Genomic DNA, 25,035 nt, shown 5'->3' on the forward strand with positions numbered 1-25,035 from the left:
GGTGATAAACGGGCAAGTACTCAAAAGGTACAATAAAGGGCTCCGTAGGTACTCAAAAGGTACAGTTTAGGGGCGTTTCGGTACAGGGTAATTCCCTGTTTTATATGCACGCGCTCACACCTTTCAGGGTAGGCGGTGACACCTAGTTTGGCCACTACTGAGTCGGTCCTATATCCGTGCGCTGGCGGCTCCACCACATTCTGCACCTGTCGGGCGGTCCGCCACCCGGGCTCGACGGCCCCGTCCAAGCTGCCCCATTTGCTGCCTGATATTTCGGCCCCAGCCCGGTGCAGCTGGCTTGCCGCAGCAGCGCGTGGCCCTGCAACGGCAACTGCCGGTGCAGTTGCTCGTAGCCGAGGATGCTGATGATGGGCTCTGTGGTCCAGTCCAGTTCGTGGTAGGCCAGGGCCTCTACCGAGTGGCAGGGATTATCTACTAGCCGACTCTATCCACTTCCTTGTTGCTGTCGTACTCTCTGCAAAGCCGCGTCAAGCTTATCAGTAAGATTCCCCTATGCAGCCTCAAGCGACCTCCCTAGCCGCTCTCAGCGCCTATTTCAAAAACGACTACTTTCCCCTGACAGAGAAAGAAGAACAGGCGTTAGCGTCGCGTTTCACAGAACGCTCGATTAAGCGCCGGGCCTTCCTTCTGCAGCAGGACGAGATTTGCCAGTATGCCTCCTTCGTAGTGAGGGGCTGCTTTAAGCTGTACGCCGTCGACCAAAGCGGCAAAGAGCACATCCTGCAGTTTGCGGTAGAGAACGAGTGGGTGACCGACCTGGCTAGCTTTTATGCCCAGAAGCCGAGCGGCGTCTACATCGAGGCGCTGGAGCCCGCGCTGGTGCTACAAATCAAGCACGCGGACCTGCTGGACCTGTTTACCCACTTCCACAAGTTTGACCGCAATTTCCGCATCCTCGTGGAGCGGGGCTACATCGCGCTGCAGAACCGCATCCTGCAAAGCATCAGCGCCAATGCTGAGGAGCGCTACCAGAATTTCCTGGACCAGCACCCCCATTTAGCCAATCGACTGCCCAATACACAGATTGCCTCCTACCTGGGCATTACCCCGGAATTCCTGAGTAAAATCCGCAAGGACCGGGTCACCAAGGTCTGAAGGCTTAACCTAGTTTAAGACTATTTCTTACGATTGTTTAGGGGCGGGGCCTGACCTATTGCCGGACCTTTGCATTGTTCAAACGATGCAATGATGACTCGGCACCTTCTCGTCTTATTTCTCCTTTTCACTTCCACCGCTTTCGGCCAGCAGCGGCCGGCGAAGCCCCTGCGGGCCTTCCTGCAGGCTGCCCCCTCGCCGAAGGGAGCCGTTCAGTACGGCAACAACCCCAAGGCCGGGCACTACGCCCAGGCCGGCGACGCTAAAATCTATTACGAGGTGTACGGCAAGGGCCGGCCCTTCGTGCTGCTGCACGGTGGCATCTACGGCTCGACCTACGAGATGGGCCGCTTTATTGACAGCCTCTCCCGCACGTACCAGGTCATTGCGGTTTCCACCCGGGGCCACGGCAAGTCGGAGTTGGGCACCGCGCCCCTTACCTACGAACAGCGGGCCACCGATGTGGTCGCGGTGCTCAAGGCCGTGACCCGCGACAGCGCCATCGTGCTAGGCTTCAGCGACGGGGGCTTCGCCGGCCTCAAACTGGCTAGCCTATACCCCGAGCGGGTCCGCAAGCTCATTGTCATGGGGGCCAGCGAGCTGTACCCCGGCATGCGCAAATTCGAGTTTACCCCCCAGCAGGGCTTTGTCCTGGACAGCGCCTACATGCGCCAGCAGTTGGCCCTGATGCCCCAGCCGCAGCGGCTGGCCGAGCACTTCACCAAAGTGGCGGACTTCTACAACCACCTGACCGTGGACAAAGCTGTGCTGGGAGCCATCCGCTGCCCCGTGCTGCTCATCGCCGGGGACCGGGACGAGGGCGTGTCGGTACAGCACGCGCTTAACACCGCGCAGTTGATTCCCCGCAGTCAACTGGCCATCATCCCCAACGCCCCGCACCCGGCCTTCCTGGTCAACTTCGAGGCGGTGTGGTACAGCATCGTGCCCTTTCTTAATCAATAAGCTCATGAACCAGCACCTCAAAGTACTGACGGCAGCCCTCTTGTTGCTGCTCCGCGCCGGGCTTTCGGCCCAGGCTCAGGAGTATATCGGCACCTCGACAGCCAAGCCCATGGACCTGAGCAAAGCGCCCGGGGTTAAAACGAAGCTCCTCAGCACCAGCGGGCAAACCAAAACCTACATTCTGGTCTTCGCTAAGGGCGACGAAATCGTGGCGGGCCTGACCAAGTTCGCCCAGCAGTATCACGTCAAAAACGCCCATTACCAAGCCATTGGGGATGCCCTGTCGGCCAAGATTGGGGTCTATGACTACGAGCGCAAGCAGTTCAAAGTCATCCCCTTCGCGGAGCCCGTCGAGGTGGCGTCGCTGACCGGCAACATTACCCTGGTGGGCGGCAAGCCGGTCGCGCATACCCACGTTAGTCTGGCCACCTTCGACGGCCTGTTGCACGGGGGCCACCTGTTCGAGCTGATTTCCGGCCCTACCGTGGAGCTGTACGTGACCGTGGAGCCCACCCCGCTCTACAAACAGCACAACGCCGAGTTCGACGCCAACCTGATTGACCCGGACCTGACAAAATAACTCCTAAGCGGCTTCGGCCTCCGGCAGTCAATAACCCCAGGTTTTGCCTCGGTGCTGGCTTGCCGTGCGCCGCTCGCTTCTCACCATTCCACTTTCACTAGTTCGTTTTCACCCCTTTTACCCACTTTTTTATGAACCTCCCCAACGTATTTCGCCTCTTTTTCCTGGCTCTCGCTTTGACGCCAGCTCTCCTGTCCTGCGACAAGGACGACGATATGGTTGCCACGCCCGCCGTGGACACTGCCGCCGAGCAAACCGCCATTCAGCAGCTGCTCACCAACTACGGTACGGCGCTTAACGCTTCAAATGCCGCTACTGTAACGACGCTTTTCGCCACGGACGGTGTGTTTGCGGCTCCTGGCTCGCCGACCGCCACGGGCCAGACCCAGGTGCGGGCCGCCTTTAATGGCCTGTTCAGCGCCGTGACGCTCACCCTCGCCTTCACCCCGGCCCAAATCACGGTGGTGAATGCCGACTACGCCTTTGCCACGTCCACGTCCAGCGGCACGCAGGTGGTTAAGCCCTCCGGCCCGACCTCGCAGGTGAGCTTCCGCGAGCAGTGGGTGTTCGCGAAGGAAGGCGGCCAGTGGAAAATTGCCCGCTACATCTTCAACCAGCCCCAGTAAGTTCACCATGTCCACGCAACTGGAAGCACTAGCTGCCGAGCAACTCCTGGCACAGTACGCCCAAGCCTTGAATTCGGCCGATACCACTGCTTTGTCCTCGTTCTACACCCCCGACGGCGTATGTATGCCCAACGGTGTCCAGACGATTCCGGCCAGTGCACTCTCCGCCAGGGGAGCCGCCTTCTTTGCCAAGGCAGGCTTTGATATCGACTTCGCGGTAGAATCCGTAGCAGTGGATGGCTCCTACGCCTTTGTGCAGGCCACGGCTCACACCCGTACCACTAAAGGCAACGCTCATCCGCAAGTACGCCGCAGTCGGGATTTCTTCGTGCTGCGGCAGCAGGAGCAGGGCTGGAAAATCTTTTGCTACATCTTCAACAGCGTACAGGTCGCTTAAGCAGCGCTAATTGCTGCCAGCACACGTTTAGCGCCACTTCTCCTTCGCCAACGTATGCTGGCAACAAGCCTGCACCGCCCCATTAGCTGACCATTACCCCATTCCGATGAAAGCAGCCGTTTTGCCCCACCCCGGCGGTGCCGACCAGTTTCAGCTCATCGAGCGCCCCGTGCCCACTCCCCAACTAGGTCAGGTGCTGCTGCGGGTGCGCGCCTTCGGGCTGAACCGCTCCGAGCTGATGACCCGCAAGGGCCTCTCGCCGGGGGTGCAGTTTCCACGGGTGCTGGGCATCGAATGCGTGGGTGAAGTCGTGGAGGACCCCACGGGTGAGTACGCGGCCGGGCAGCAGGTGGCGGCCCTGATGGGCGGCATGGGTCGCGACTATGACGGGAGCTACGCCGAGTATACGGTGGTGCCCAAAAGCGTCCTGTACCCGTTCCGCAGCCCGCTGCCCTGGGCGCAGCTCGGGGCCATTCCCGAAATGTTCCAGACCGTGCACGGCTCGTTGCACCTGGCCCTGAAAATCCAGGCCGGTGAGACCCTGCTCATTCGGGGCGGCACCTCGTCGGTGGGGCTGCTGGCCGCACAACTGGCCCGCCACGCCGGCTTGACGGTGCTGGCTACCACGCGCAGCGCGGCCCGGGCCAGCCTGCTCACCACCAACGGCGCCACGCACGTGCTCGTGGACGAGGGCCAGCTCCGCGACCAGGTACGGGCGCTCTGTCCCAAGGGCGTGGACAAGGTGCTGGAGCTTGTGGGTGCCACCACCCTGCAGGATTCGCTTGCCTGCCTCAAGCCCGGTGGTGTCGGCTGCATGACGGGTATGCTCTCCGAGAGCTGGTCGATTCCGAACTTTGCACCCATGGAGTTTATTCCGGCCACCGTGAGCCTGACGGTCTATGACAGCGGCCAGATTACGGCTCCCGCGGCCGCCCTCCAAACCTTTATTGATTCGGTGGAAGCCGGCCACGTGCAGCTCGGTACCGGGCCCACCTATTTGCTCGACCAGATTACCGAGGCGCATCAGCTCATGGAAAGCAATGCGGCCGGGGGGAAGATTGTCGTGGTTACTTAACGCCCTCCCGCGCCCGCGACTGGGGGCTGGCTTTTGCTCACGTTCATGGTTATTAACGTCTTTCGCCCATGTCCAAATCCTTCTTGTCGTTACTCACCCTGAGTTTGATGGGCCTGCTTGGTTGCGGCAGTTCGCGCCCGACTCTGGTTGCCGACCACTTCGAGCCGGTAAATGTGGCTACCTCCCGCGAAAAACTGGGGGGCAAAACGGTGCAAAAAGTCACCAAAAGCCCCACTGTCACCGCGGTTGATGAGCCTACGTTTGCCCGCCTTGTCGGCAGCCAATTTCACAACGGCACCATAGAAGTGAAGGTGCTGAGCCGTCTGCTGCCCGATGCCCCAGCGCTGGCCCGGGGCTTTATCGGCCTCGCCTTTCGAATAAATGAGTCCAATTCGCAATTTGAAGGCGTCTACATCCGCCCAGCCAACGGCCGCGCCGACAACCAGTTGCAGCGCAATCACGCGGTGCAATACTTCTCGTTTCCTGACTACAAGTTCGAGCGTCTGCGCCAGGAAGCACCCGGCGCCTACGAGTCGTACGCCGATATGGGCCTCAACGAGTGGATACGCCTACGGCTGGTGGTGCGCGGGGCTCAGGCGCAACTGTTTCTCAACGATAGCAAGCAGCCGGTCCTGCTCGTCAACGACTTAAAGCACGGCCCTGATGCCGCCGGGGGCATCGGGCTGTGGGTTGACGTGGGCACCGAAGGCTTTTTCTCCGATGTAAAGATTACCTCAACTCCCTGAGAGCTTATATAACTAGCCTGGCTAGCCCACTTCATTTTTTACCTTCTTCTACCTCCTTATTTGATGAACACGCAAGCAAAAACCGCCGTTTTAACCGGCGCTAACAGCGGCATCGGCCTAGCCCTTACCCATAAACTACTGGCCGAAGGCTACCGCGTTATCGGCACGTCCCGCTCAGGTCAGATTGCTGATTTCAGCCACCCCAACCTCACCGTTATTTCACTTGACGTTACGGACGAAGCCAGCATCGCGCAGGCCGTGGCCCAGATTGGCCAGCTAGCGCCCAGCATTGACCTGTTGGTAAACAATGCCGGCGTCGGCTCCGACCTGGGCACCATCACTCCCACAGGTACCGCCCTGCGCGACACCTTCGCCACCAACGTGGACGGCACCATCCTCTTCACCGAGCCCATGCTGCCGCTGGTGCGAGACGGGGGACAGATTGTCTTCCTTTCTTCCAAGATGGGTCTGGTGAGCCACGCCGCCGCTGACAGCCCCGCTTACCGCATCTCCAAGGCCGCCATCAACATGTACGCTGCCATCCTGGCCGAGCGCGTGGCCGAGCGTGGCATTTCGGTCACGCCCATGCACCCGGGCTGGGTGCAGACCCGCATGGGTGGCGACAGCGCCCCCTTCACCACCGAGCAGTCAGCCGCAGGCTTGTTCCGGGGCATTCAGGCCCGGCCAGAGAGCGGCAAGTTCTGGAACGTGGAAGTCGATAGTCTACTAGCCTAGCCAGGCCGCTTCCCCAAGGTTATAGGAGCTAAAAAGCCCCACCCCAACCGCTCTTTCGCTATTGGAAGAGACGTTGGAGTGGGGCTTTTTTTAGTCCAGGCAGCGCGGTCAGCTTATGTAGTTCGTTTGCCTGAGAAGGCAGTCTCAGGCATGGTGAGCAGGACTGGCAGCACCAGCAGCGCGACCAAGGCAATCATGGCTCCAGGTACGAGTGGCCAGCCCGTGCGGGCGATGAGCAGCTCGGCCAAAAAGGGCGTCAGCCCCCCGAACACGGCTGTAGCCGCCGTGGCTCCCAGGGCCAGCCCACTCAGGCGGCCTTCGCCGGGGAATTGCTCGGCCGTGGCGGCAGCCCCGACCGCACTGACGCCCCCAGCCACCGCGGCCAGCACCACGGCCCCCAAAACAGCTTGCTGGGTGCTGCCGCCGCGCATCAGGGAAAACAGGGTGATGGGCAGCAGGGCGCTGGCCCCGGCCAGCACCGCCAGCACGGGCTTGCGGCCCAGGCGGTCGGAAAGGAGCCCGACGAAGGGCGTGACCAGGATGACGACAAAGGCGGCAATGGTCGACAGCCCCAGCGCCTCACCCTCGCCGCGCTGGCCGGTAGTGGCCAGGAATGTTGGCACATACGTAATGCCGACATAGTAAGTAATCGAGCCCAGGGCCGAGATGGCGAACGTACGCAAAATGGCGGGGCGGTGGTAGCGCAGCGTGTGGCGCAGGGGGGAGGTGGGCACCGTGCCGGCCTCCTGTTGCCGCTCGAAGTCCGGCGACTCCTGCATGGTAGAACGGGCCAGCCAGACGCCGCCAGCCAGGACCGCGCCCAGCAGGAAGGGCAGGCGCCAGCCCCAGGTATCCACGCTGGCCGTCGGCAGCCCGTACACCAGCAGGGCGCACACGCCCACGGCCAGCAAAGCCCCCACCTCGCTGGCGGCAGCGGCCAGGGAGGTAACCAGGCCGCGTCGGCCGGGCCGGGCCCCTTCCAGCAGGTAGGCCACCACTCCCGTGTACTCGCCCCCCACCGAGAAAGCCATCAAACACCGTAGCAGCAAGAGCAGCCACCCGGCCCCCGCCCCGATTTGGGCATGGGTGGGCAACAAGGCTGTGACGAGCATGGCCCCCGTCATCACGGCCATGGACAGCAGCAGCATGCGTCGCCGGCCGTACCGGTCGCCGATGTGCCCGAATACCAGCGCGCCCAGCGGCCGCATCAGGTAAGAGACGGCAAACCCGCCGAGGGCGGTGAGCAGCGACGTGGCCCCCGGGCCAAAGAACACCCGCGACAGCACGGTGGCGAAGTAGAGGCAGAGCGTGAAGTCGTACCACTCAATGATGGTCGAGCACGCGGCTACCAGCAGGGAGGCGCGGGAAAGCACGACGCGGGGCTCCGCTTGGTCGGTTAGGGTAGGGTGCACAGGCTTGGTTAGTGAGGTAGGAGGGGACGGAAAATAACGGTTTGGAGTCGTTACGGGTGCTTCTCAGACGCATGGGCCTACAGCGCCACGGGAAAAACCCCCAATACAAAAAGTCGCCTCCCATTACGGGCAAGTCAACGTTTCGTATTGGGGGCTCCCGGGTAGCTGTGGGCGTTGAGGCGCTTATTTTGTTTTGTTGTACATGTAGCGGGCAATCTTCCACTGGCCGCTCACTTTCTGGAAAACAAACAGCTCGCGGTTTTCTTCTGGGGCCGACTGGCCGTTGGCATTCACCACGGCGGTGCCTTTCGACGTGGAACGCACAATGGCATTGTTGCCGTTTACCGCGATGTCGTCGATGGTGAAGTTGATGTCTAGCTTGATGGCGTTAAATACGTACTCGTACGTGGCCTTCACCTGCTCCTGGCCCACGGCGGTGGGGGCACCGGGCGGCATCAGCACGGCATCTTTGGTGTAGAGGGCCACGACCTTGCCGGCGTTGGCTTCCTTCAGGGCATCGCGGTATGCCGTGATGACTTTCTCAATGGCGGCTTTGTCGTTGTCGGCAGCAACGACGGAAACGGGCCGCTCACCCGGCAGGGAGCTGGCCTGGCTTTGCACAGCGCCAAGGGACAGGAAAAGTGCGGCGGCAAACAGGGGATTCTTCATGGTCTGGTAGTGAGAGATGGGGTTGTGTTGACTAGCACAAAGGTCCTGCGGGCCTCCCCCTGCCGCCCCTAAACAATCGTAAGAAATAGGCTTAATCTAGGTTAAGACCTCGTAAGCGAATTATCTCTGCCTTAGGCTTGACGTGGAGCTACTTCGCATGTAAACATCCTTGGAAACCTTGCCCAATGATTAAGTTGGGTAAGATGCTCAGGGGCGGTGGTTCCGAAAAGTGTACTGACGGTGCAGCGGTGGTACCAGCAGCAGCACGAGCAGCAGCCCGGCCAGTACGCAGCCAATGAGGGCGAAGTAGTCCGTGGAAAATCGCAGCAGACTTAGCGTATCCTGCGCGCTGCTTAAGGAGTGCGGAGCAAGCGGCGGAGTGGCCGGCCCGACGCCCAGGCCAACCTGGTCGTCGTACGTGGCGCGCAGCCAGGACTGCAAAAAGTTGGTTAGCGCAACGGAAGCGGCAAAACCCAGGAAGCGGGCTCCCACAGCCAAGGAAACACCTGTCGGAACCTGTTGGGGCGAGAGGGGCGAGAGCGTAAATAGCACTACCGGCAAGAAAACGAAGCCATTGCCCAGGCCCTGCACCAGCAGGGGCGGCACGAACTCGGCCGGGGTATGCGGAGCGCCGAACAGGGAGTACAGCCAGCCGTGATGCACCAGCAGCAGTCCAAAGCCTACGAGCATAAGCGTGCGTAGCGCAGTGCCCGCCAGCACGAGGCGCAGGGCCGCGCTTACACCTGCCACAATGCCCACCAGCAAGGCTACTTGTAGGCTGGCGAGCTGGTGGGCGTCAACTCGCAGCACCTGGCAAAAGTACAGGGAGGCCACAGCCGCACTACTGCGCACCAGGTATAGCACCATAAACAGCAGCAAGCCGAGCACGAAATGGCGACAGCGAAATACGCTCAGATGCAGAAAAGGGCGCTTGCGGAAGCGTTGGCGTCGTACGAACACGACGGCCAGCAGCGCGAGTATGCCTAGCAGCAGCCATGGCTTTCCGTCCTCCAGCCACTGGAGTGACTGCCGGTACACCACCAGATAGGCCCCGATGCCCAGCGAAGCGGCGTAGAGCCCAAAACTAAGCCATTCTACCTGATACAGCGGCTTGCGGGGCTGCAACCGATTATTGGTCAACAGCAGAAACAACAACAGACCTCCGGGCAATTGCAGCAGCGCAAACACGTAGAACAGTGTCGAGAAGCTGTAGTGCTGGAGAGAGTAGGTGGCGATGATGGTCGTAAGGGGCGTGCTGCACAGCAGCGTCCCGTAGAAAACGCTGAAGCCCACCGGACGGGACCGCCCCGGCTCCAGCTGGGAGAAAATCAGGCCCAGGCAAGGGCTGCATACGCCCACGGTCAGCATACCCTGCAGGAAGCGCAAGGCCAGAAAAACTGGCAAGCTGGTCGTAAGCGTGCACAACCATACGCTGAGCAGCATCAGCGCCACGGCCAGCGAATAGTAGCGCCGCACCGGCAGGTAGGACCCGACCCGGGCGTCGAGCGGAAAGTAGGCCACGATGCCGACGAAATACAGCAGGATGGAGAACTGCAGGTCGGTCAGCTTAAAGCCGAAGTAAGCGGCCGCTTCCCCTAGGTTGCCGGCGTAAAGACCCAGCAGGATAAACCCCGGGGCCAGCCCCAAAAAAAGGGCCCCGCGCACCAGCCAGGTGGGAGCCCATGGCCGGAAGACCGGCAGTGAAGCAAGCATAAAGTTCAGGAAACGATAACAGGCGCTGTTCAGTGGAGCCTGACGACTCGCTCCTACGCGCCAAAATAGCTTGGCCGGACCACGGGTCGCCCCCGGGCCTGGCAGGCCCGTAAGTCAACTTCGTAAAGGCAGTGCAGGCCTTCTCGTCAGCGGCCTTCGCGCAGCACTGGCGCTATTCTGCTGCCAATCAACTCAGTCGCTTGCAGGATTTTCTCGTGGGGAAGCACGGCCACATCCATCTGAAATGTCACCCGTGCGATGCCACCCAGCGCCTCGCTGTGCCGCAAAACCTTAGCCGCTACCTCCTCGGGGCTGCCCACCAGCAGCGCCCCCAGGGGGCCGGCCTGTGCTTCCACGTGGCCCCGCGTTGGTGGAAAGCCACCCCGCTCGCGGGCACGCTGGCCGAAGGTTTGGATGTAGCCGGGTGCGAAACCATCCATCGCTTCTTTAGTGGTCGGGGCGACGTAGCCCAGCGAATGCAGGCCCACTTGGAGCTGCTCGGGGGCGTGCCCGGCCCGGCGGCCCGCCTCGCGGTAGAGGTCGACCAGGGGGCGGAAGCGGTGCGTATCGCCCCCAATGATGGCCACCATCAAGGGCAGGCCCAGCGTGCCGGCCCGCACGAACGAGGCGGGCGTGCCACCCACGCCCAGCCATATGGGCAGCTGCGCCTGCGCCGGGCGCGGGTACACGCCCTGACCCGTCAGCGCCGGCCGGAACTGGCCTTTCCAACTGATTTTCTCGGTGCCGCGAATGGCGAGCAGCAGCTCCAGCTTTTCGGCAAACAGCTCATCGTAATCCTGCAGGTTGTAGCCAAAAAGTGGGAAGGCTTCGGTGGAGGAGCCCCGGCCCACCACCAGCTCGGCCCGGCCCTGGGAGATGAGGTCCAGGGTGGCAAACTCCTGAAACACGCGCACTGGGTCGGCCGCCGAAAGCACGGTAACGGCGCTGGTGAGGCGAATACGCCGGGTGCGGGCCGCGGCCGCGGCCAGGATGACGGCTGGGGCCGAGTCGAGGTACTCGGCCCGGTGGTGCTCACCGATGCCGAAGATGTCGAGCCCTACCTGGTCGGCCCGCTCGATGCGCTCCAGCAGCAGGCGCATGGCCTCGGTGCCGCTGAGCAGGTCGCCGCCATTTTGCAACAGGTGCGAGGCAAAACTATCAATTCCAACTTCCATTAGGGGATTTTAAATGTACGGTTCGTCGTGCGTGCCCAGCTCTGGCTTCCTTTGCTGGATTGCCGCTGGCTTTCTACTACGCCTGGGCTAGGGCAGCAGGTGTTTGACGAAGGTGACCTTGCTCATCCCATCTTTCTCGTAAGAAGCCAGACAGTAGCGGTTAAAGGCGGGCACAAAGTGCGGCGGGGACAGGTGAAGCTGGGTGGGGGAAGGCCCGCTTTTGGCAAAGAAGAAGACCTTGGTGGTGCCGTACTTGGTGTAGGGCATAAGCGCGCCGTACTGCGCCATCTCCTGCCAGCGGCTCGTGTCGCCGACGGTTACCGCGTAGAGGCGCACGACGGGGCCGGTATTGTTCTCATTGCGAAACAGGGCCACCTGCTCAAACTCGCCGGGCAAATCCTGCGGACTCGGCTGCCTCATTGCATCTACGATAAACCAGACCAGTAAGGCAACGCCGGCCAAGCCAAGTACATATTTAATCCTCATGAGGTACGGATGCTCCAAAGTGGTCACCCTGTCGGGCAGGGGCCATGGATAAAAGGGGCAGACTATGCCTAGGAACCAGCGACTTTATAGACCGCTTCTACCACAAAACGCCCGGCTCCCGGGGAAGCCGGGCGCTTAAGGCCCAACCACGCCGGGCGGCAACTGTTTACACGCCTACCTCTACCTTACCGATGCGTAGGATGGGCTTGATAGTTACGCCGCGCTCCGAGTCTTCCGCCGCCTGGTTTATCTGGTCGAACTCGTAGAACTTCACCAGCTTATCAAAGGGAAACTGGCCTTGCTGGTAGAGGGCAATCAGCCGCGGAATGAAGATGCTGGGCACCGAGTCGCCCTGCAAAATGCCCTTCACGGTTCGGCCGGCCACCATGATGTCGTTGGGGCCGAAGCTCAGCTCTTTGTCGGGCGCGGTGACGCCCACCAGCCCACACACGCCGTGGGTGCGCAGCCCCTGCACGGCCGTGCGGATGATTTCAGGGCGGCCCGTGGTGTCGAAAGCGAAGTGGGTGCCCTTGTCGGTGATGTGCTGAATCTGTTCCACCACGTTGCCCGTCTTGCTGTTGATGCTGTGGGTGGCTCCCAGCTCTTTGGCCAAGGTCAGGCGCTCGTCGTTGATGTCAACGGCAATGATGGTGGTCGCCCCGGCCACGCGCGAGGCCATAATGGCCGACAGCCCCACGGCTCCGGTACCGAAAACGGCAATGCTGGCTCCAGAGGGCACGTTCAGGCTATTAAGAATGGCCCCGGCCCCGGTCTGGATGCCGCAGCCTAGCGGCCCGAGCAGCTCCAGCGGCACGTCCTTGGGCACCTTGATGGTGTTGTTTTCGTGGGCGATGGCGTAGGTGGCAAACGACGACTGCGAAAAGAAGCTGTCGTGCAAATCGGGCGTGCTATGCTGGTGGATGCGGTGGCTGCCATCGGGGCGGCTGCCGGCGAAGTTATGTTGCAGCATGTTCTCGCAGTAGGTGGGAAAGCCCTCGCGGCAGCTGCTGCACTTGCCGCAGTAGCCGAAGGTGAGCACCACGTGGTCGCCCACGGCGACTTCGGTTACTTCGTTGCCAATGGCTTCAACCACGCCCGCGCCTTCGTGACCAAGTACCATGGGCAGCGGGGCGGGCATTTGCTGGTTGCGAATGACCATATCGGTGTGGCAAATGCCAGTGGCCACAATGCGCACCAGCACTTCCTGGGGTCGGGGCTGGTCCAGCTGGGCTTCCTCGAGCAGAAACGCACCTCCTTTTTCTTTGACGACGGCAGCAGTAATCTTCATGGGAGTTTTAGGCTAAGGATGAGAAAAGGCAACAGATACTTCGGTGCTTAGGGGCACGCTGGGGGAAAAATTCAGCGGGTGCGGGAAGCAGCCGGCGGCGGCAGCTCGGCCACCGGCGTGCGGGGCACCAGCAGCGGCTGGCTTTGGCTGACTACCAGCGGGGCCGGCAGCCGGAACGTGGCCCGCTGCCGCACGTCGAGGCTAGAGGCGGCGGCCTGAACGGTGTAGGGGCCGGCTTCCGCTACCCAGGCCGACCGGCGGGTATCAAAAGAGGCCAACGCAGCGGGCGTAAGCGTGAAAGTGAGCGTCTGGGACTGGCCGGGGGCCAGCAGCCGGGTTTTGACAAAGGCTTTCAACTCGCTTTCCGGCTTGGGCAGCTGGCCGGTGGGGGCGCTCAGGTAAAGCTGTACCACTTCTTTGCCGGCCACCGGGCCGGTGTTGGTCACGGTGAGCGTGGCCGTCAGCTTACCCGCAAACGTGGGCGCGCTCAGCTTCAGCGGCCCGTAGCCAAAGGTGGTGTAGCTCAGGCCGTAGCCGAACTCGTAGGCCGGCCGCACGCCAAAAGTGTTGAAGTAGCGGTACCCCACGTAAATGCCTTCGCGGTAGTCGTTTTCGGCGGGCTGACCCGTGATGGAGCCGCTGGCCGCAGTCCCGGCCAGCGTCCGGCCCGGGAACTCGGCCGCGAAGGGCACGTCGGCGTAGCGCACGGGGTACGTGGAAGCCAGCTTGCCCGAGGGATTGGCCCGGCCCGCGAGCAGGTCGGCCAGGGCCGCCGCGCCTTCCTGGCCGGGCTGCCCGGCCAACAGCAGGGCATCGGCCTGGTCGCGCCAGCTGGCCACTTCCACCGCGCCGCCCACGTTGAGCACCACCACTACTTTTTTGCCCTGGGCGTGGAAGGCCATGGCCAGCTGTTGTAGCAGGGTGCGCTCGGCCGGGCGCAGGGTGAAGTCGTCCTGCTCGCGGCGGTCTTCGCCCTCGCCGGCGCTGCGGCCCAGCACCAGCACGGCCACCTCGGCGGTGCGGGCCTGCTGCTGCATAGTGGCGGCGTCGAACGTCATTTCCGAAATCACCGGGGCCGGGGTAAACAGGGCCCGCGCGGTGGGCTGCTTGGCCTGCTCAGCTTGCAGGTACTGCTCGTAGCGGCTTTGCAAGGGCGCTTCCAACCGAAAACCGGCTTCGGTTAGGCGCTGGGGCAGCTGGGTTATCGAGCCGGTATTCACCTCGCCGCTGCCCGTGCCGCCCGTAATCAGGCGGTAGGCACTGTTGCCGAACAGGGCTACGCGCCGCCCGGCCGGCAGGGGCAGCGCGCGTCCGGTATTGCGCAGCAGCACCATGCTTTCGGTGGCAGCCCGCCGGGCCACGGCGGCGTGGGCGGACAGGTCGGGCTGGTTGGTGAAAGGCAGGTTGCGGAAGGTGGCAGAGCGCAGCACCAACTCCAACACGCGCGTGACGCTTAGGTCCAGCTGCTGCTGGGTGAGGGTGCCCTGCTGCAAGGCGGCCTGCAGCTGCTGGCGCTGGGCAACGGTGCCCGGCATAAGCAGGTCGTTGCCGGCGGCCAACTGCGCTGGGGCGCTCTGCCCGCCAAACCAGTCGCTCATCACCAGCCCCTGAAAGCCCCATTCCCGGCGCAGCAGCGTGGTCAGCAGGTCCGGGCTCTCGGAAGTATACGTTCCGTTTATCTTGTTGTACGACGACATTACCGTCCAGGGCTGGCACTGCTGCAGCGCGAGCTGAAAGCTGCGCAGGTAGATTTCCCGCAGGGCTCGCTCACTGATGCGGGAGTCGAGTTGCATCCGGTTGAACTCCTGGTTATTGGCCGCCAGGTGCTTGAGGGTGGTGCCCACGCCGGCTTGCTGCACGCCCCGCACCAGGGCCGCGGCCACGGAGCCGGATACCACCGGGTCTTCGGAGTAATACTCGAAGTTGCGGCCGCCCAGCGGGTTGCGGTGGATGTTCAGGCCGGGTGCCAGCAGCACGTCGACGCCGTAGGCCTGAGCTTCGCTGCCAAACGCTACTCCCAGCTGCCGCACCAGCGTGGTGTCCCAGCTAGAGGCCAGCAGCGTGGCCACCGGGAAAGCCGTGGCGTAGTAGGTTTTGGCGTCATTGGGGCGGGTAGCGTTGATGCGCACGCCGGCCGGCCCGTCGGCCAGCGCCACCGACGGGATGCCCAGCCGCGGCACGGCGTGGGTGCTGCCCGCCTGGCCCGACACCTTATCGGGCGTGGCCGCATCTGTGGGGTCCATGGCCGGCAGCACGCCGGGCGGCGGCGGTTGGCCGTTCGGGAAGCTGCTGTTTTTCATGCCCATGCCCAGCACCAGCTGGATTTTCTCCTCGACCGTGAGGGCGGCCACGACGTCGGTTAGCCGGGCCCGGCCCAGCTTCGGCATAGGCACTGGCGTCTGGGCTTGGGCACCCCAGGTGGGCAGCAACGTAGTCAGAATGGGAAGAACGCACCGCGCCAACCAGTTGGCTATGTGACGGAAGAAGTAGGTAGAATGCCTCATACAGATGCATAATGTGGATACCAAACACGCGCCGGACGGCCACTGCCGCCGGCCGGGAAAGAGTTGTGCTACAAGCTCACTTCTGGAGCAGGGATTCATAACCCAGAGTAATAAGGTAGGGCTTCCGCAATTGCTTGGGCGCAACCACTTTCTTAGCCTCCGGGGGGCTTTTTTGGGTTCCTGTCGCTTCCTTTGCTGCGTTAGGGACTGATTGATTAGCAAGATTTTTTGTTCCAGCTGCGTAAGGCCTGTAGTAAGTTAACCATCATTTCTGCTGAACCACATGCTTCTCCCTTATCACGCCCTGGTGGGCGGCAGCACGCAAGGCATTGGCCGGGCCGTAGCTGCCGCTTTAGCCGAAGCCGGCGCCACCGTCACCCTCATTTCCCGCAACGAGGCCGCGCTTGCCGCAGTAGCGGCCTCGCTCCCGACGCCCGCCCAGCAGCAGCACGGCTACCTGGTAGCCGATTTCAGCCAACCCGGCCAGGTGGCCGCGGCCGTTGCCGGCCACCTGGCCGCGCACCCCACCGGCTTTCAGATTCTGGTAAACAACACGGGGGGGCCGCCCGCCGGGCCGCTGCTGGCCGCCACCCCCGCCGAGTTTGAAAGGGCCTTTGCCCAGCACCTTATTTGCAACCAGCTGCTGGCTCAGGCGCTGGTCCCGGGTATGGCCCAGGCTGGCTACGGGCGCATTATCAATATTATCAGCACTTCCGTGAAGATTCCGCTGCCCGGCCTGGGGGTGAGCAACACCATTCGGGGCGCCGTCGCCAGCTGGGCCAAAACGCTGGCGAACGAAGTGGCCAGCCAAGGTATCACGGTCAACAACGTGCTGCCAGGAGCCACCGTCACACAGCGCCACGAGTCGCTACTTACGAAGAAAGTGACTGAAACCGGTCAGTCCAGGCAGCAGGTCGAAGAAGCCATGCTCCGGCAGATTCCGGCCCACCGCTTCGGGCAGGCCAGCGAGCTGGCGGCGGCCGTCGTATTCCTGGCTTCCCCAGCGGCCGGCTATATCAACGGGGTGAGCCTGCCGGTGGATGGGGGGCGCACGGGTAGCCTGTAGCAGGCCCTAGCCCGGGCGTGGTCAGCGCGGGCTAGGGCGTTAGCTGCTCTAAGGCTCTCCACACTGCAATTTTGCTGTCGGAAGAAGGCTAAGTCTTAACGCGTCGCTACGCCACTGGCTTTGGCAATGACGTTGAAGCTGAGCATGAATACATCGTCAACAGCTTTGTCAGCTGCGGTGCCGAACAACGTGGAGCCGAACTTAACATCGTACTTCGTGCGGTCGATGCTGGCCGTGCCCGACGCGGCAGCTACGCCATTCTTCACGCCTACTTTAGCTGGGAAGCTGAGGGGGTTGGTCTTGCCTTTGATGGTCAGGTTACCCGTAATGGTGGCATTGTTGCCGCTGGCATCCCCCTTCAGGGGCTTGATGCTGGTGATGACGAAGGTGGCCGTCGGGTTCTTCTCTACGCCGAAGAAATCGTCCGATTTTAGGTGGCCCACCAGCTTGGCGTTGTAGTCGGCGTCGGTCAGGTCCGTATTCTTGAGGGAGGTCATGTCCACGATGAAGGTGCCACCCACCAGCTGGCTGCCTTTCACCTGCACGGAGCCCTCTTTAAAGCCGATGGTGCCACTGTGCTGGCCGCCGATTTTCTTGCCCGTCCAGCCGAGCGAACTCAGTTGGGGCTGCACCTTGTAGGTTTCAACGGCGGCATAAGCGGTTGCCGGTTTAGGAGTAACATAGCCGGAAGCAGCCTGCACGGGAGCCGACAGCATCGTGGCGGCGAACAACAAGGGAAGGAGGAGCTTTTTCATGATTTTTTAAAAAGAGGTAATAGGGGTTGATGAGAAAACAAAGGGGAGAGAACTGATTAGGATAATTGGGCCAGCCATTGACGGGCCGCCGCCAGGCCGCTGGGTGATACTTCGTGCCCGCCCTCGAAGGCTTCGTAGTGCGGGGTTATGCCCTGGGATTCCAGGAACGTCACGGCCTCGTCGGCATAGAAGGCGGGCAGTTTATCGTCGTGGCGGCCGTGGCTGAGGAAGAAGTGAACCTGCTGGATATCGGCGGCCGGGGCCTGCTGCTGGCGCGACTCCACCAGCATGCGGCCGCTGAAAGCCAGCACGCCGCGCACCTGGGCCGGGTGGGTCAGGGCCACGTCATAGGCCATAATGGCGCCCTGACTGAAGCCCAGCAGGTACACCTGGCCGGCCGGAATGCCGTACCGGGCCGAGGCCTCTTGAATAAAGCCGAGCAGCAAACGCTGTCCGTCGAGCTGCTGGGTCTGGTTGAAGACGGGCTTGCCCGACGAAAAATCAACCTGGTAGAAGCCGAAGCTCAAGGGGCCAAGCACCAGCGGGGCGCGCACCGAAAGCACCAGCGTGCGGGCATCGGCCAGCTGCTCGCCCACGGGCAGCAGGTTCAGCTCGTTGCCCCCCACGCCGTGCAGTAGGAGCAGTAGTCGCTTAGCGCCGGTGGCCTGGGGCGGGTTTACCAGGCGGTAGGCCAGGGGTAAATCAGTAAGCAGCGGGGGCTGCGCAAGGGTGGCAACAGTCATGGGAGTAGTCAGAAAAAAGGGAGAAGGAAGGCTAGCCCAGGCCAGCCGCTTATTGCTGGGAAAGCGCTTCTGTGCACAGCAGCACGCGGATGCCCCAGGGGTCGGTAGCAATAGGGCCTTCGGCCGTTGGCTCCAGGGCGTAGCCGGCAGCTTGCAGGCGAGCGGCGGCTGCGTCGCGGGAAGCGGCCTCGGGCAGCCACAGCTCCCAGCGCAGCAGGCGGGCATCGGCGTCGGTGGCGGCGGGCGAGCCGGCGGCCCATACGTTTAAGCCTAGGTGATGGTGGTAGCCGCCGGCTCCCACGAACAGGGCCCCCGACAGGCTCCAGGTTTCAATGTCGAAGCCCAAAGCTGTATGGTAGAAGGCCGCCGCCTCGGGCAGGCTGCCGGTATAAAAGTGCAGGTGGCCGATGGTCGTACCGGCGGGAAGCCCCTGCCAGGAAGTAGCACCCGCCGCCTGCAGTACTCCAGCCTCGTCGAGCGGGTCGAGGGCCGACTGGATTTCACCCTCTTCGCTTACCTGCCACTCGCTGCGGGGCCGGTCCCGATATACCTCGATGGTAAAGCCGTCGGGGTCGGTCAGGTAGGTGGCTTCGCTGTAGTTGTGGTCTGAGGAGCCTACGTAGACCCCCAGGGAATGCACATGCTTTAAAAAGCAACCTAAATCGCCGCGGGAAGGCAGCAGCACGGCCAGGTGGTAAATGCCCAGCCGGCCCCGCCGAGGGATAGGATTGGCATTGGGCTGCTCTTGCAAGCGCACCAGCACCTGGGAGCTACCGGCCACGCCCAGTTCAGCTTGGGCGGCTTGGCCTTCAGTGGCCGGCAGTTGGCCCAGTAGTTCAAACCCGAGCACGCGCTGGTAGAAATCCAGGGAGCGGGGCAGGCTGGCTACTGCTAGGTGCACGGTGCCCAGGCGGATGGCCGCCGGCAGCTCGGTCGGCGGGTGCACGCCAATGCGTTCGGCGGGCAGCGAAGAATAAGCAAGCAGGGCATGTTTCATAACAATAGGGGAAGTAGCTGGTGAGGGCCAGTGAAGCAGTGGTAATAGGCCGGATTTATTTAGCCAGCCCGAGTTGCTTCATATAAGATTGGTTGTCCCAGTAGAGGTATTCTTCCACCATCACGCCGTCTTTCCAAACGCCGATAGTGGACATGGGCAGGCTGAATTTCTTGCCGTTGGGCTGAATGAACTTGCCGTCGCCCGTGGGCATGGGCTTGGTAAAGGTGCCGGTCATCACGCCGGCCACTGCCGTCAGGTTACCCTGACCCAGCTTGAGGGGATGCTGCTTAATTTGGGTATCGGGGGCGTACACGAACATGGCCTTCAGGTCGGCGATGTGGCGCTGAATGCCAGTGGTGGTGTGGCCGTCGGGCCAATGCACTAGGATGTTCTGGTCGTGGCTTTCATGCAGCCGGTCCCACTTCTCGTTGCTGAACACATCGTAATCCAACTCATCGAAGGTTTTCAGGTGCTGGGCCACGAGGTTGCCGGACTTGGTAGCGGGCTTGGCAACGGGTTTCTGGGCGGCTGCGGTCAGCGAGACGGCCAGTAGGGCGATAGGCAGCAGGAGCTTTTTCATGTTTGTGGGTTGTCCTATCTTTCGGGATGAAAGAGTAAGACAAAGTTCCGCTTCCGGCCTGCCCCCGCGCATTATCCTAGGATAAGAAAGCACTGGCCGGGTGCACTCTTTTTGTAGCCGCAGATGGCTGGCACGAACTGCGTAAAGCCCAAAATTTGCCTGGGTGACAAACTGTACCCATCGGCAATGAAGCGTACTGACACATAGCCGGCCATTATACCACCCGCATGATACTTCCTGCATATCCACTTCAGCAAGAGCTGGTCGTCAACGGGTTGGAACTGGCCTTCCGCCGCACGGCCGGGGCTGCCAACCGGCCCACGCTCGTTTTTTTACACGATTCTCTGGGCAGCATCGACCTGTGGCGGGATTTCCCTGCGGCTCTCGGTGCGGCCACCAACTGTCCCACGCTCGTCTACGACCGGCAAGGGCACGGCCGCTCCAGCCCGTTTACCGGCGAGTTGCGGCCCACTACCTATATGGAAGCCGAGGCCGACGTGCTGGAACAGGTGCTGGTGCACTGCGGCATTGGCCAAGTCATATTGTTTGGCCACAGCGACGGCGGCTCCATTGCGCTGCTGGCGGCGGCCAAGCATCCTGCCCGCGTCCGGGCTGTCATCACCGAAGGCGCCCACATTTTTGTGGAGGAGGTGACGCTGGCCGGCATTCGGGCTGCCGTTGAGGCGTACCAGACCACTAACCTGCCGCAACGGCTGCAGAAATACCACAGCGCCAAAACGGAGGCCCTGTTTGCCGCCTGGGCCCACACCTGGCTACGGGCCGACTACCGGGACTGGAACATCGAAGCCTTTCTACCCCTCGTTGCCTGCCCGGTGCTGGTGGTGCAAGGCGAAGAGGACGAATACGGCAGCCTGGCGCAGGTTGAGGGCATTGTGCAACAGGTTGCCGGACCAGCCCGCCCGCTGCTGATTCCAGGGATTGGGCATTCCCCCCACAAAGACTCGCGGGAAACCGTGTTAGAGCAGGCGGCGGCTTTTATCAGCCAGGTGGTAGAAAAAGGGTAGGAGCGCGCCCGCCTCTCGTCGGGTTGGCGCGAATACGCTACCCGCTGGCCTTGGGCATAGCTGGCGGCTTTGCTACAACTGCCGCCGCAGGCGGCTTAATGATTCGGGCGTAACGCCTAGATAAGAGGCAATAAAATGCTGGGGCACGCGCTGGGCAATGCCGGGGTACTTGCGCAGAAAGTGCTGATACTTCTCGCTGGCCGTCTGGCTCAGCGAGGCGTTGACCCGCTCCTGTAGGGCCACAAAACGGCTTTGCATCAGCAAACGGAAATAGCGCTCGAAGATGGGGAAACGGGCGTAGATGGTTTCCATGTCCGCCTGGGCCAGCAGCAACACCTGCGAGTCCTCCAGCGCGTCGATGTTCATCGTGCTTGGCTGCTGCGTCAGCAGGCTGTACATATCGGATACCCACCAGTCTTCCGGCGCAAACTGGAGCGTATGTTCTTGTCCTTGCGCATTGAGTGAGTAGCTGCGCAGGCAGCCCTGGACTACAAAAGCTAGGTGCGTGCAGGGCTCCCCCGCCTGCAGCAGGTGTTGCCGCTTGCCCAGCGTCAGGGGCCGCAGATACTGCTGGAAGACGGAAAAGTCGTTGTCAGCAAGGGAGACCCGCGCCTGTAGGTGGGTGCGCAGCAACTGATAAGCCGCAGGAGATTCCATGCCTTGAAGGTACTGGAATCTGCGGGGTTGGCCGTACATGGCGCTCCCGAAGCGCAGCAGCGCAAGCAGGTAATGTTCTTTTTCTCTCAATGATAATAGCTAACAGTGAAATACGTTGCTGTCCTGTAACTGCTTGACAAAATGTGGGTTAGACATGTATTTCCAAAGCCCTTCGGCGCAAGTCTTCCTCATCTAGCTTAAAATATTTTCTAAGTTCATTCAGGCTCTTGGTGCCAATCATCAGGGCGACTTCATGTTCTTGGTATCCCAACCGAACCATGCGGGAGATAAAGGACCGACGCAGGCTGTGCGAAGAAACCTCTTCCCACTTGAAAGAACGGGTGAAAACGGGCTCCCCACGCTTAGTTTGCTTAGTGACTATCTTCTCATGCTCTTCTTGGTGCAGGCCCCGCACAGCATACATGGCCCGCAAACATTCCTTCAAATACTTGTTAAACTTCTGGTCACTCAGAACCTGGACTTTATCTGAATGGCGGACGGGCAAGCGGAACGACATGTTGTACTCGGGTTGCGCCATTATCTTCAGCCACTTGCTTGACGCTAAGGGTATCATGTACCGACTTTCGTTTTTGATGGTATAGCCCTTGAGCATGTCCCCATCATAATACCAGCTTGAGTCCACCATGTCGCTGTACCGGCACCCAATGGATGCCTGGGTCAGGGCCATGTCGATGACGCGTATCCAGGAGGACTTGCAAGTGGGGTGGTGGCGAAATTCGTCCAGCCATTCCAGTTCGTCCAGTTTCAGATACACGATGTCCTTTTCTTCCTTGAGAACCTTGAATTTCTTGGACCTGAACTGGGGGTTAACCGCAACGCCCCGCTCATCCGCGCACCAGCCCAGCCACGTCCGCAAACGCTTGACCAGGGAGCCATAGAAGTTGTCATAATTCCCGCAGTCGTTAAGTACCCAGTCCCCGTAGGCTTTGTAAAAATCGAACCCCATTGCGTCAAAGGTCAGGGGATATTGCTTCTCCAGTTCGAATTTCTGGAGGTTGTTGAACAGGCTGCGCACTTGCTTGAGGGTGCCTGCCTTGATGCTGTCCGTCTGGATAAACTCCTGGATATACTCCCCCTGCATTTTGAGGAAGTAGGCTTGGTCCTGGCGTTTCTTGTCCTCACTGGTGTAAATACCCTTACTTTCCAGCTTGGCGATAAGCTTGTTTTTCGCGGGAGCCTTTACTACGGGTGGCTCCGGTACCGGCCGGAAAGGATTAGGAGGGTAGATGGGGGGCTCTGGCCACACGAAATCATCATCGCCGGGCACATCTGGAATGGCGGCAAGTCGCTTCTTGGACTTGCGAATATCCTTTTTTAGCTTTTTGATTTCCTCGTCCAGGTACTCCGGCCCCTTGGCGATTTCCGCCAAGAGGTAGTCGTATTTAAGCTTGACCAACTCGTGGGTGGGCTCCGGGAGCCGGGAAGCGCAGCTAAACAGCAATGCCTGGACCTGCCTAATCTTGGTGTTATAATCTGCCGCCAGCGGACTCTGGGTACGTACGAGCTTGGTGTCGGGGTCCCAATCGGCCTTGGCAATCGAGAGGCCCACAGCATACTCCTTGGGGACACGGCTATAGGTATACAGGACCTGGATTGCTTGGGTGCCGTCCTTATTGGCGCGGGCCTTGAGGCGGGCGGAGATGGTAAACTTTGCCATGTAGGGAGCCGGGGTAGGGGGTGGCACTTACGGGTGGTAAACCTACCAATTGGTCCAAACAAATCAAGGAAACTGGTCCAAACATTTGGCTAATAAAGGTCGTTTCCAGGCTAACGAAGCCCTGTTTTGGGTCATTATTTATGGGGTGAATCCCAGCGGGATCACAAAAGCCTCTCAGAAATGAGGGGCTTTTCCTTTTTGCTACTTGTTTTGGTTTGCTGAGAGCTGATTGCGTTAAACTCCAAACCTTACAAAGCCCACAACTCGTCCCAGTTTGTAGTATAGGCTCCACTCTTAAAATCAGCATTGCCAAGCCAGGGCACGGATTGCTTGCCTTTGGGAATGGAGGCCGTAGCAAACCGAACGGTGCCTGCGCCAAAGCGCTGGTTGAGTTGGTCAAGCTCTTGCAGAAGTCGGGCGCGTGCCTCACCTTTATTAGAAGTAGAGAATAAGCCGAGTTGCTGCTGGCCTGCCGTTTCCAGTCCAGCGAGCACTACGCCGGCTTTGATATAAACTGAGCTTGGCTGCCAAATTCGCTTCAGCGCAATACGGGCGTAGCGGAGCAAGTCGCTGGTGTCATCGGTGGCTACGGGCAACGCAACGACGGTAGAGAAGGTATAGGGTGGAGGCTCGGTGCCGTACTTGTTTTTACTAATAAATACCGTCATAGTGTTGACGGCAGAGCCTTGCCGCCGCAACTTCTCAGCGGCCCGCGACGCAAAGGCGCCAACCGCTCCTAGCAAATCAGCGAAGGTTGAGAGAGGCTTTCCAAAGGTGCGGGTGCAGGCAATGCTTTGCCGCTCGGGTGTAGCGCCATCCTCGCAGGGTTGAAAGGCGTGGCAGGGAAAGCCTTGGAGCTCACGCACCAGGCGGGCACCCACTACGCCGCCTAAGTGCTTGCGCACCCACGACTCGGAGCACTGCGCTAGGGCGGCTGCAGTGCAAATACCCGCATCGTGCAGCTTTGTAGCGTACTGCCGCCCAATTCCCCACACGTCTTCTACGGCTACTTGCTCCAGGGCCCACTGCCGTTTGGCTCCCGTATCCAGGTAACAAATGCCTCCCAGAGCCGGGTTTTTCTTTGTTATGCGGTTAGCGAGCTTAGCCAGCGTTTTGGTGGGCCCGATGCCAACGCAAGTCGGAATGTGGGTGCGTCGGTATATCTCCTGTTTAATATCAGTTGCGTACTTGGCGAGGCAGCCGTGGTAGCGCTCCATGCCGCGCAAATCGAGAAAAGCCTCATCAATAGAGTAAATCTCGACGTCGGGCACTACGGAACTGAGGTAGTGCATCACGCGGCGGGACATGTCGCCGTAGAGGACGTAGTTACTGGAAAACACCCGTACCTCGTGTTGTGTCAGCAGGGGCTTCACTTTAAAATACGGCTCGCCCATCTTGATTCCTAGCGCTTTGGCTTCTGCTGAGCGCGAAATGATGCAGCCATCGTTGTTGCTGAGTACCACTACAGGTAAGCCTTTGAGCTTATTTTGAAAAGCCCGTTCACAGCTCACGTAAAATTCATTGCAATCAACGAGCGCGAACATGCTGACCAAGTTTGCCGGGGCGGGTTTCATTCACAATATGCGTAACCACGCCCCAGACGGTGAACACATCCGGCGAATCAATGGGAACAGCCATGTAGGTGGGGTTGTCCGGCACGAGCCACCACGACTGATCGGGGCGCTGGATGAGGCGCTTAAGCGTGTAATCCATCCCGTCGAGGGAGGCTATGACCACGTCATTTGATTGGGGCTTGAGCGTGCAGTCAACGGCCAGCAGTGAGCCGCTGCGGATGCCGTCCTCGCCACCCATCATACTGTCGCCGAAGCAGCGGATGAGGTAAGTAGCATCGGGGTGGGGCAGTAGGAGCGCATTTAAATCGAGCGCGGCCGATTCGTGGTCGAGGGCCGGCGAGGGGAAGCCCGCCGGCACCAAACTTTGAATGAAGGGTAGCCACACAGGCTGGCGTAAAACAGAGACAACAATAAATTCACGCATAGCAACGCAGCAATAGGTTTGTTGCAAGTATACGCTATGCTAATTAAATTA

General features: G+C 60.9%; 26 protein-coding genes. 11 read left to right on the forward strand and 15 right to left on the reverse strand.

Annotated features, from left to right (window positions below):
- The first annotated feature begins 298 nt into the window (after positions 1-298).
- From H8B13_RS00915 to H8B13_RS00955, 9 genes are all read left to right on the forward strand, one after another.
- The gene (locus H8B13_RS00915) at positions 299-439 is read left to right on the forward strand and encodes a hypothetical protein (RefSeq protein ID WP_187308957.1); all 141 of its coding nucleotides are present in this window, start codon (positions 299-301) and stop codon (positions 437-439) included.
- Between the two features lie 74 nt (positions 440-513).
- Positions 514-1,116, forward strand: a complete 603-nt coding sequence (locus tag H8B13_RS00920; protein WP_187308958.1) for a Crp/Fnr family transcriptional regulator — start codon at positions 514-516, stop codon at positions 1,114-1,116.
- Between the two features lie 90 nt (positions 1,117-1,206).
- On the forward strand, positions 1,207-2,079 hold the full coding sequence (locus H8B13_RS00925) for an alpha/beta fold hydrolase (RefSeq protein WP_261990175.1): 873 nt from the start codon (positions 1,207-1,209) through the stop codon (positions 2,077-2,079).
- A gap of 4 nt (positions 2,080-2,083) precedes the next feature.
- A complete protein-coding gene (locus H8B13_RS00930) occupies positions 2,084-2,659 on the forward strand; it encodes a PPC domain-containing DNA-binding protein (RefSeq protein WP_187308959.1) in 576 nt (191 codons plus the stop codon).
- A 131-nt stretch (positions 2,660-2,790) separates the two neighbouring features.
- Positions 2,791-3,285, forward strand: coding sequence for a YybH family protein (locus tag H8B13_RS00935; protein WP_187308960.1), 495 nt, complete (start codon positions 2,791-2,793; stop codon positions 3,283-3,285).
- A gap of 7 nt (positions 3,286-3,292) precedes the next feature.
- Positions 3,293-3,682, forward strand: coding sequence for a YybH family protein (locus tag H8B13_RS00940; RefSeq protein ID WP_187308961.1), 390 nt, complete (start codon positions 3,293-3,295; stop codon positions 3,680-3,682).
- A 106-nt stretch (positions 3,683-3,788) separates the two neighbouring features.
- Positions 3,789-4,757, forward strand: coding sequence for a zinc-binding alcohol dehydrogenase family protein (locus tag H8B13_RS00945; protein ID WP_187308962.1), 969 nt, complete (start codon positions 3,789-3,791; stop codon positions 4,755-4,757).
- Positions 4,758-4,825: 68 nt separating this feature from the next.
- A complete protein-coding gene (locus H8B13_RS00950) occupies positions 4,826-5,503 on the forward strand; it encodes a hypothetical protein (protein WP_222841308.1) in 678 nt (225 codons plus the stop codon).
- Between the two features lie 63 nt (positions 5,504-5,566).
- Entirely contained in the window at positions 5,567-6,238 is a 672-nt protein-coding gene (locus H8B13_RS00955; protein WP_187308963.1) for an SDR family NAD(P)-dependent oxidoreductase, read from the forward strand.
- A gap of 113 nt (positions 6,239-6,351) precedes the next feature.
- Here the strand turns inward: H8B13_RS00955 and H8B13_RS00960 are convergent, their stop codons facing one another.
- The 7 genes from H8B13_RS00960 to H8B13_RS00990 all read right to left on the reverse strand — a co-directional run bounded on the left by H8B13_RS00960 (position 6,352) and on the right by H8B13_RS00990 (position 15,485).
- On the reverse strand, positions 6,352-7,650 hold the full coding sequence (locus H8B13_RS00960) for an MFS transporter (RefSeq protein ID WP_222841309.1): 1,299 nt from the start codon (positions 7,648-7,650) through the stop codon (positions 6,352-6,354).
- Positions 7,651-7,833: 183 nt separating this feature from the next.
- Positions 7,834-8,319: a YybH family protein gene (locus H8B13_RS00965; protein ID WP_187308964.1), complete on the reverse strand. Its 486-nt coding sequence runs from the start codon at positions 8,317-8,319 to the stop codon at positions 7,834-7,836.
- A 207-nt stretch (positions 8,320-8,526) separates the two neighbouring features.
- On the reverse strand, positions 8,527-10,032 hold the full coding sequence (locus H8B13_RS00970; RefSeq protein ID WP_187308965.1) for an MFS transporter: 1,506 nt from the start codon (positions 10,030-10,032) through the stop codon (positions 8,527-8,529).
- Positions 10,033-10,178: 146 nt separating this feature from the next.
- Entirely contained in the window at positions 10,179-11,207 is a 1,029-nt protein-coding gene (locus tag H8B13_RS00975) for an Atu2307/SP_0267 family LLM class monooxygenase (RefSeq protein WP_187308966.1), read from the reverse strand.
- A gap of 87 nt (positions 11,208-11,294) precedes the next feature.
- Positions 11,295-11,693 carry a hypothetical protein gene (locus H8B13_RS00980; protein ID WP_187308967.1) on the reverse strand — a complete coding sequence of 133 codons (399 nt, stop codon included), beginning with the start codon at positions 11,691-11,693 and terminating at the stop codon, positions 11,295-11,297.
- A gap of 166 nt (positions 11,694-11,859) precedes the next feature.
- Positions 11,860-12,981, reverse strand: coding sequence for an NAD(P)-dependent alcohol dehydrogenase (locus tag H8B13_RS00985; RefSeq protein WP_187308968.1), 1,122 nt, complete (start codon positions 12,979-12,981; stop codon positions 11,860-11,862).
- 71 nt (positions 12,982-13,052) lie between these two features.
- The gene (locus H8B13_RS00990) at positions 13,053-15,485 is read right to left on the reverse strand and encodes a glycoside hydrolase family 3 C-terminal domain-containing protein (RefSeq protein ID WP_187308969.1); all 2,433 of its coding nucleotides are present in this window, start codon (positions 15,483-15,485) and stop codon (positions 13,053-13,055) included.
- A 274-nt stretch (positions 15,486-15,759) separates the two neighbouring features.
- Here H8B13_RS00990 and H8B13_RS00995 point away from each other — a divergent pair, with 274 nt between their 5' ends.
- Positions 15,760-16,551, forward strand: coding sequence for an SDR family oxidoreductase (locus H8B13_RS00995; protein ID WP_410054428.1), 792 nt, complete (start codon positions 15,760-15,762; stop codon positions 16,549-16,551).
- 95 nt (positions 16,552-16,646) lie between these two features.
- Here the strand turns inward: H8B13_RS00995 and H8B13_RS01000 are convergent, their stop codons facing one another.
- From H8B13_RS01000 to H8B13_RS01015, 4 genes are read right to left on the reverse strand one after another with little or no spacing between them, the layout of a single operon-like run.
- Positions 16,647-17,306, reverse strand: a complete 660-nt coding sequence (locus H8B13_RS01000; RefSeq protein ID WP_187308971.1) for a YceI family protein — start codon at positions 17,304-17,306, stop codon at positions 16,647-16,649.
- A gap of 56 nt (positions 17,307-17,362) precedes the next feature.
- Positions 17,363-18,049, reverse strand: coding sequence for an alpha/beta hydrolase (locus H8B13_RS01005; RefSeq protein WP_187308972.1), 687 nt, complete (start codon positions 18,047-18,049; stop codon positions 17,363-17,365).
- Between the two features lie 49 nt (positions 18,050-18,098).
- Positions 18,099-19,046 (reverse strand): VOC family protein, encoded by a 948-nt coding sequence (locus tag H8B13_RS01010; protein WP_187308973.1) that lies wholly within the window; start codon positions 19,044-19,046, stop codon positions 18,099-18,101.
- A gap of 55 nt (positions 19,047-19,101) precedes the next feature.
- Positions 19,102-19,626 carry an ester cyclase gene (locus tag H8B13_RS01015; RefSeq protein WP_187308974.1) on the reverse strand — a complete coding sequence of 175 codons (525 nt, stop codon included), beginning with the start codon at positions 19,624-19,626 and terminating at the stop codon, positions 19,102-19,104.
- A 227-nt stretch (positions 19,627-19,853) separates the two neighbouring features.
- Between H8B13_RS01015 and H8B13_RS01020 the strand changes: the two genes are divergently transcribed.
- On the forward strand, positions 19,854-20,651 hold the full coding sequence (locus tag H8B13_RS01020; protein WP_187308975.1) for an alpha/beta fold hydrolase: 798 nt from the start codon (positions 19,854-19,856) through the stop codon (positions 20,649-20,651).
- 72 nt (positions 20,652-20,723) lie between these two features.
- Here the strand turns inward: H8B13_RS01020 and H8B13_RS01025 are convergent, their stop codons facing one another.
- The 4 genes from H8B13_RS01025 to H8B13_RS01040 form a co-directional block, all read right to left on the reverse strand.
- Positions 20,724-21,308: a Crp/Fnr family transcriptional regulator gene (locus H8B13_RS01025; protein WP_261990176.1), complete on the reverse strand. Its 585-nt coding sequence runs from the start codon at positions 21,306-21,308 to the stop codon at positions 20,724-20,726.
- 148 nt (positions 21,309-21,456) lie between these two features.
- Positions 21,457-22,986, reverse strand: a complete 1,530-nt coding sequence (locus tag H8B13_RS01030) for a phage integrase SAM-like domain-containing protein (RefSeq protein WP_187308976.1) — start codon at positions 22,984-22,986, stop codon at positions 21,457-21,459.
- Between the two features lie 248 nt (positions 22,987-23,234).
- Positions 23,235-24,530, reverse strand: a complete 1,296-nt coding sequence (locus H8B13_RS01035; RefSeq protein WP_187308977.1) for a Y-family DNA polymerase — start codon at positions 24,528-24,530, stop codon at positions 23,235-23,237.
- Positions 24,514-24,984, reverse strand: a complete 471-nt coding sequence (locus H8B13_RS01040; protein ID WP_187308978.1) for a S24 family peptidase — start codon at positions 24,982-24,984, stop codon at positions 24,514-24,516. Before H8B13_RS01040 ends, H8B13_RS01035 begins: the two co-directional genes overlap by 17 nt.
- Positions 24,985-25,035: the final 51 nt, after the last annotated feature.

Origin of the sequence: Hymenobacter sp. BT188 (genome assembly GCF_014333585.1) — a bacterium.
Classification (GTDB): Bacteria; Bacteroidota; Bacteroidia; order Cytophagales; family Hymenobacteraceae; genus Hymenobacter.

What these genes read in the sequence shown, in the direction of transcription:
- H8B13_RS01040 (WP_187308978.1), bottom strand. Translation starts at nt 24,984, where the DNA reads ATGCGTGAATTTATTGTTGTCTCTGTTTTACGCCAGCCTGTGTGGCTA.
- H8B13_RS00975 (WP_187308966.1), bottom strand. Translation starts at nt 11,207, where the DNA reads ATGGAAGTTGGAATTGATAGTTTTGCCTCGCACCTGTTGCAAAATGGC.
- H8B13_RS01035 (WP_187308977.1), bottom strand. Translation starts at nt 24,530, where the DNA reads ATGTTCGCGCTCGTTGATTGCAATGAATTTTACGTGAGCTGTGAACGG.
- H8B13_RS00925 (WP_261990175.1), top strand. Translation starts at nt 1,207, where the DNA reads ATGATGACTCGGCACCTTCTCGTCTTATTTCTCCTTTTCACTTCCACC.
- H8B13_RS01005 (WP_187308972.1), bottom strand. Translation starts at nt 18,049, where the DNA reads ATGACTGTTGCCACCCTTGCGCAGCCCCCGCTGCTTACTGATTTACCC.
- H8B13_RS01000 (WP_187308971.1), bottom strand. Translation starts at nt 17,306, where the DNA reads ATGAAAAAGCTCCTCCTTCCCTTGTTGTTCGCCGCCACGATGCTGTCG.
- H8B13_RS00920 (WP_187308958.1), top strand. Translation starts at nt 514, where the DNA reads ATGCAGCCTCAAGCGACCTCCCTAGCCGCTCTCAGCGCCTATTTCAAA.
- H8B13_RS01030 (WP_187308976.1), bottom strand. Translation starts at nt 22,986, where the DNA reads ATGGCAAAGTTTACCATCTCCGCCCGCCTCAAGGCCCGCGCCAATAAG.
- H8B13_RS00970 (WP_187308965.1), bottom strand. Translation starts at nt 10,032, where the DNA reads ATGCTTGCTTCACTGCCGGTCTTCCGGCCATGGGCTCCCACCTGGCTG.
- H8B13_RS00945 (WP_187308962.1), top strand. Translation starts at nt 3,789, where the DNA reads ATGAAAGCAGCCGTTTTGCCCCACCCCGGCGGTGCCGACCAGTTTCAG.
- H8B13_RS01025 (WP_261990176.1), bottom strand. Translation starts at nt 21,308, where the DNA reads ATGGAATCTCCTGCGGCTTATCAGTTGCTGCGCACCCACCTACAGGCG.
- H8B13_RS00965 (WP_187308964.1), bottom strand. Translation starts at nt 8,319, where the DNA reads ATGAAGAATCCCCTGTTTGCCGCCGCACTTTTCCTGTCCCTTGGCGCT.
- H8B13_RS00985 (WP_187308968.1), bottom strand. Translation starts at nt 12,981, where the DNA reads ATGAAGATTACTGCTGCCGTCGTCAAAGAAAAAGGAGGTGCGTTTCTG.
- H8B13_RS00935 (WP_187308960.1), top strand. Translation starts at nt 2,791, where the DNA reads ATGAACCTCCCCAACGTATTTCGCCTCTTTTTCCTGGCTCTCGCTTTG.
- H8B13_RS00990 (WP_187308969.1), bottom strand. Translation starts at nt 15,485, where the DNA reads ATGAGGCATTCTACCTACTTCTTCCGTCACATAGCCAACTGGTTGGCG.
- H8B13_RS00955 (WP_187308963.1), top strand. Translation starts at nt 5,567, where the DNA reads ATGAACACGCAAGCAAAAACCGCCGTTTTAACCGGCGCTAACAGCGGC.
- H8B13_RS00930 (WP_187308959.1), top strand. Translation starts at nt 2,084, where the DNA reads ATGAACCAGCACCTCAAAGTACTGACGGCAGCCCTCTTGTTGCTGCTC.
- H8B13_RS01020 (WP_187308975.1), top strand. Translation starts at nt 19,854, where the DNA reads ATGATACTTCCTGCATATCCACTTCAGCAAGAGCTGGTCGTCAACGGG.
- H8B13_RS01010 (WP_187308973.1), bottom strand. Translation starts at nt 19,046, where the DNA reads ATGAAACATGCCCTGCTTGCTTATTCTTCGCTGCCCGCCGAACGCATT.
- H8B13_RS01015 (WP_187308974.1), bottom strand. Translation starts at nt 19,626, where the DNA reads ATGAAAAAGCTCCTGCTGCCTATCGCCCTACTGGCCGTCTCGCTGACC.
- H8B13_RS00940 (WP_187308961.1), top strand. Translation starts at nt 3,293, where the DNA reads ATGTCCACGCAACTGGAAGCACTAGCTGCCGAGCAACTCCTGGCACAG.
- H8B13_RS00980 (WP_187308967.1), bottom strand. Translation starts at nt 11,693, where the DNA reads ATGAGGATTAAATATGTACTTGGCTTGGCCGGCGTTGCCTTACTGGTC.
- H8B13_RS00950 (WP_222841308.1), top strand. Translation starts at nt 4,826, where the DNA reads ATGTCCAAATCCTTCTTGTCGTTACTCACCCTGAGTTTGATGGGCCTG.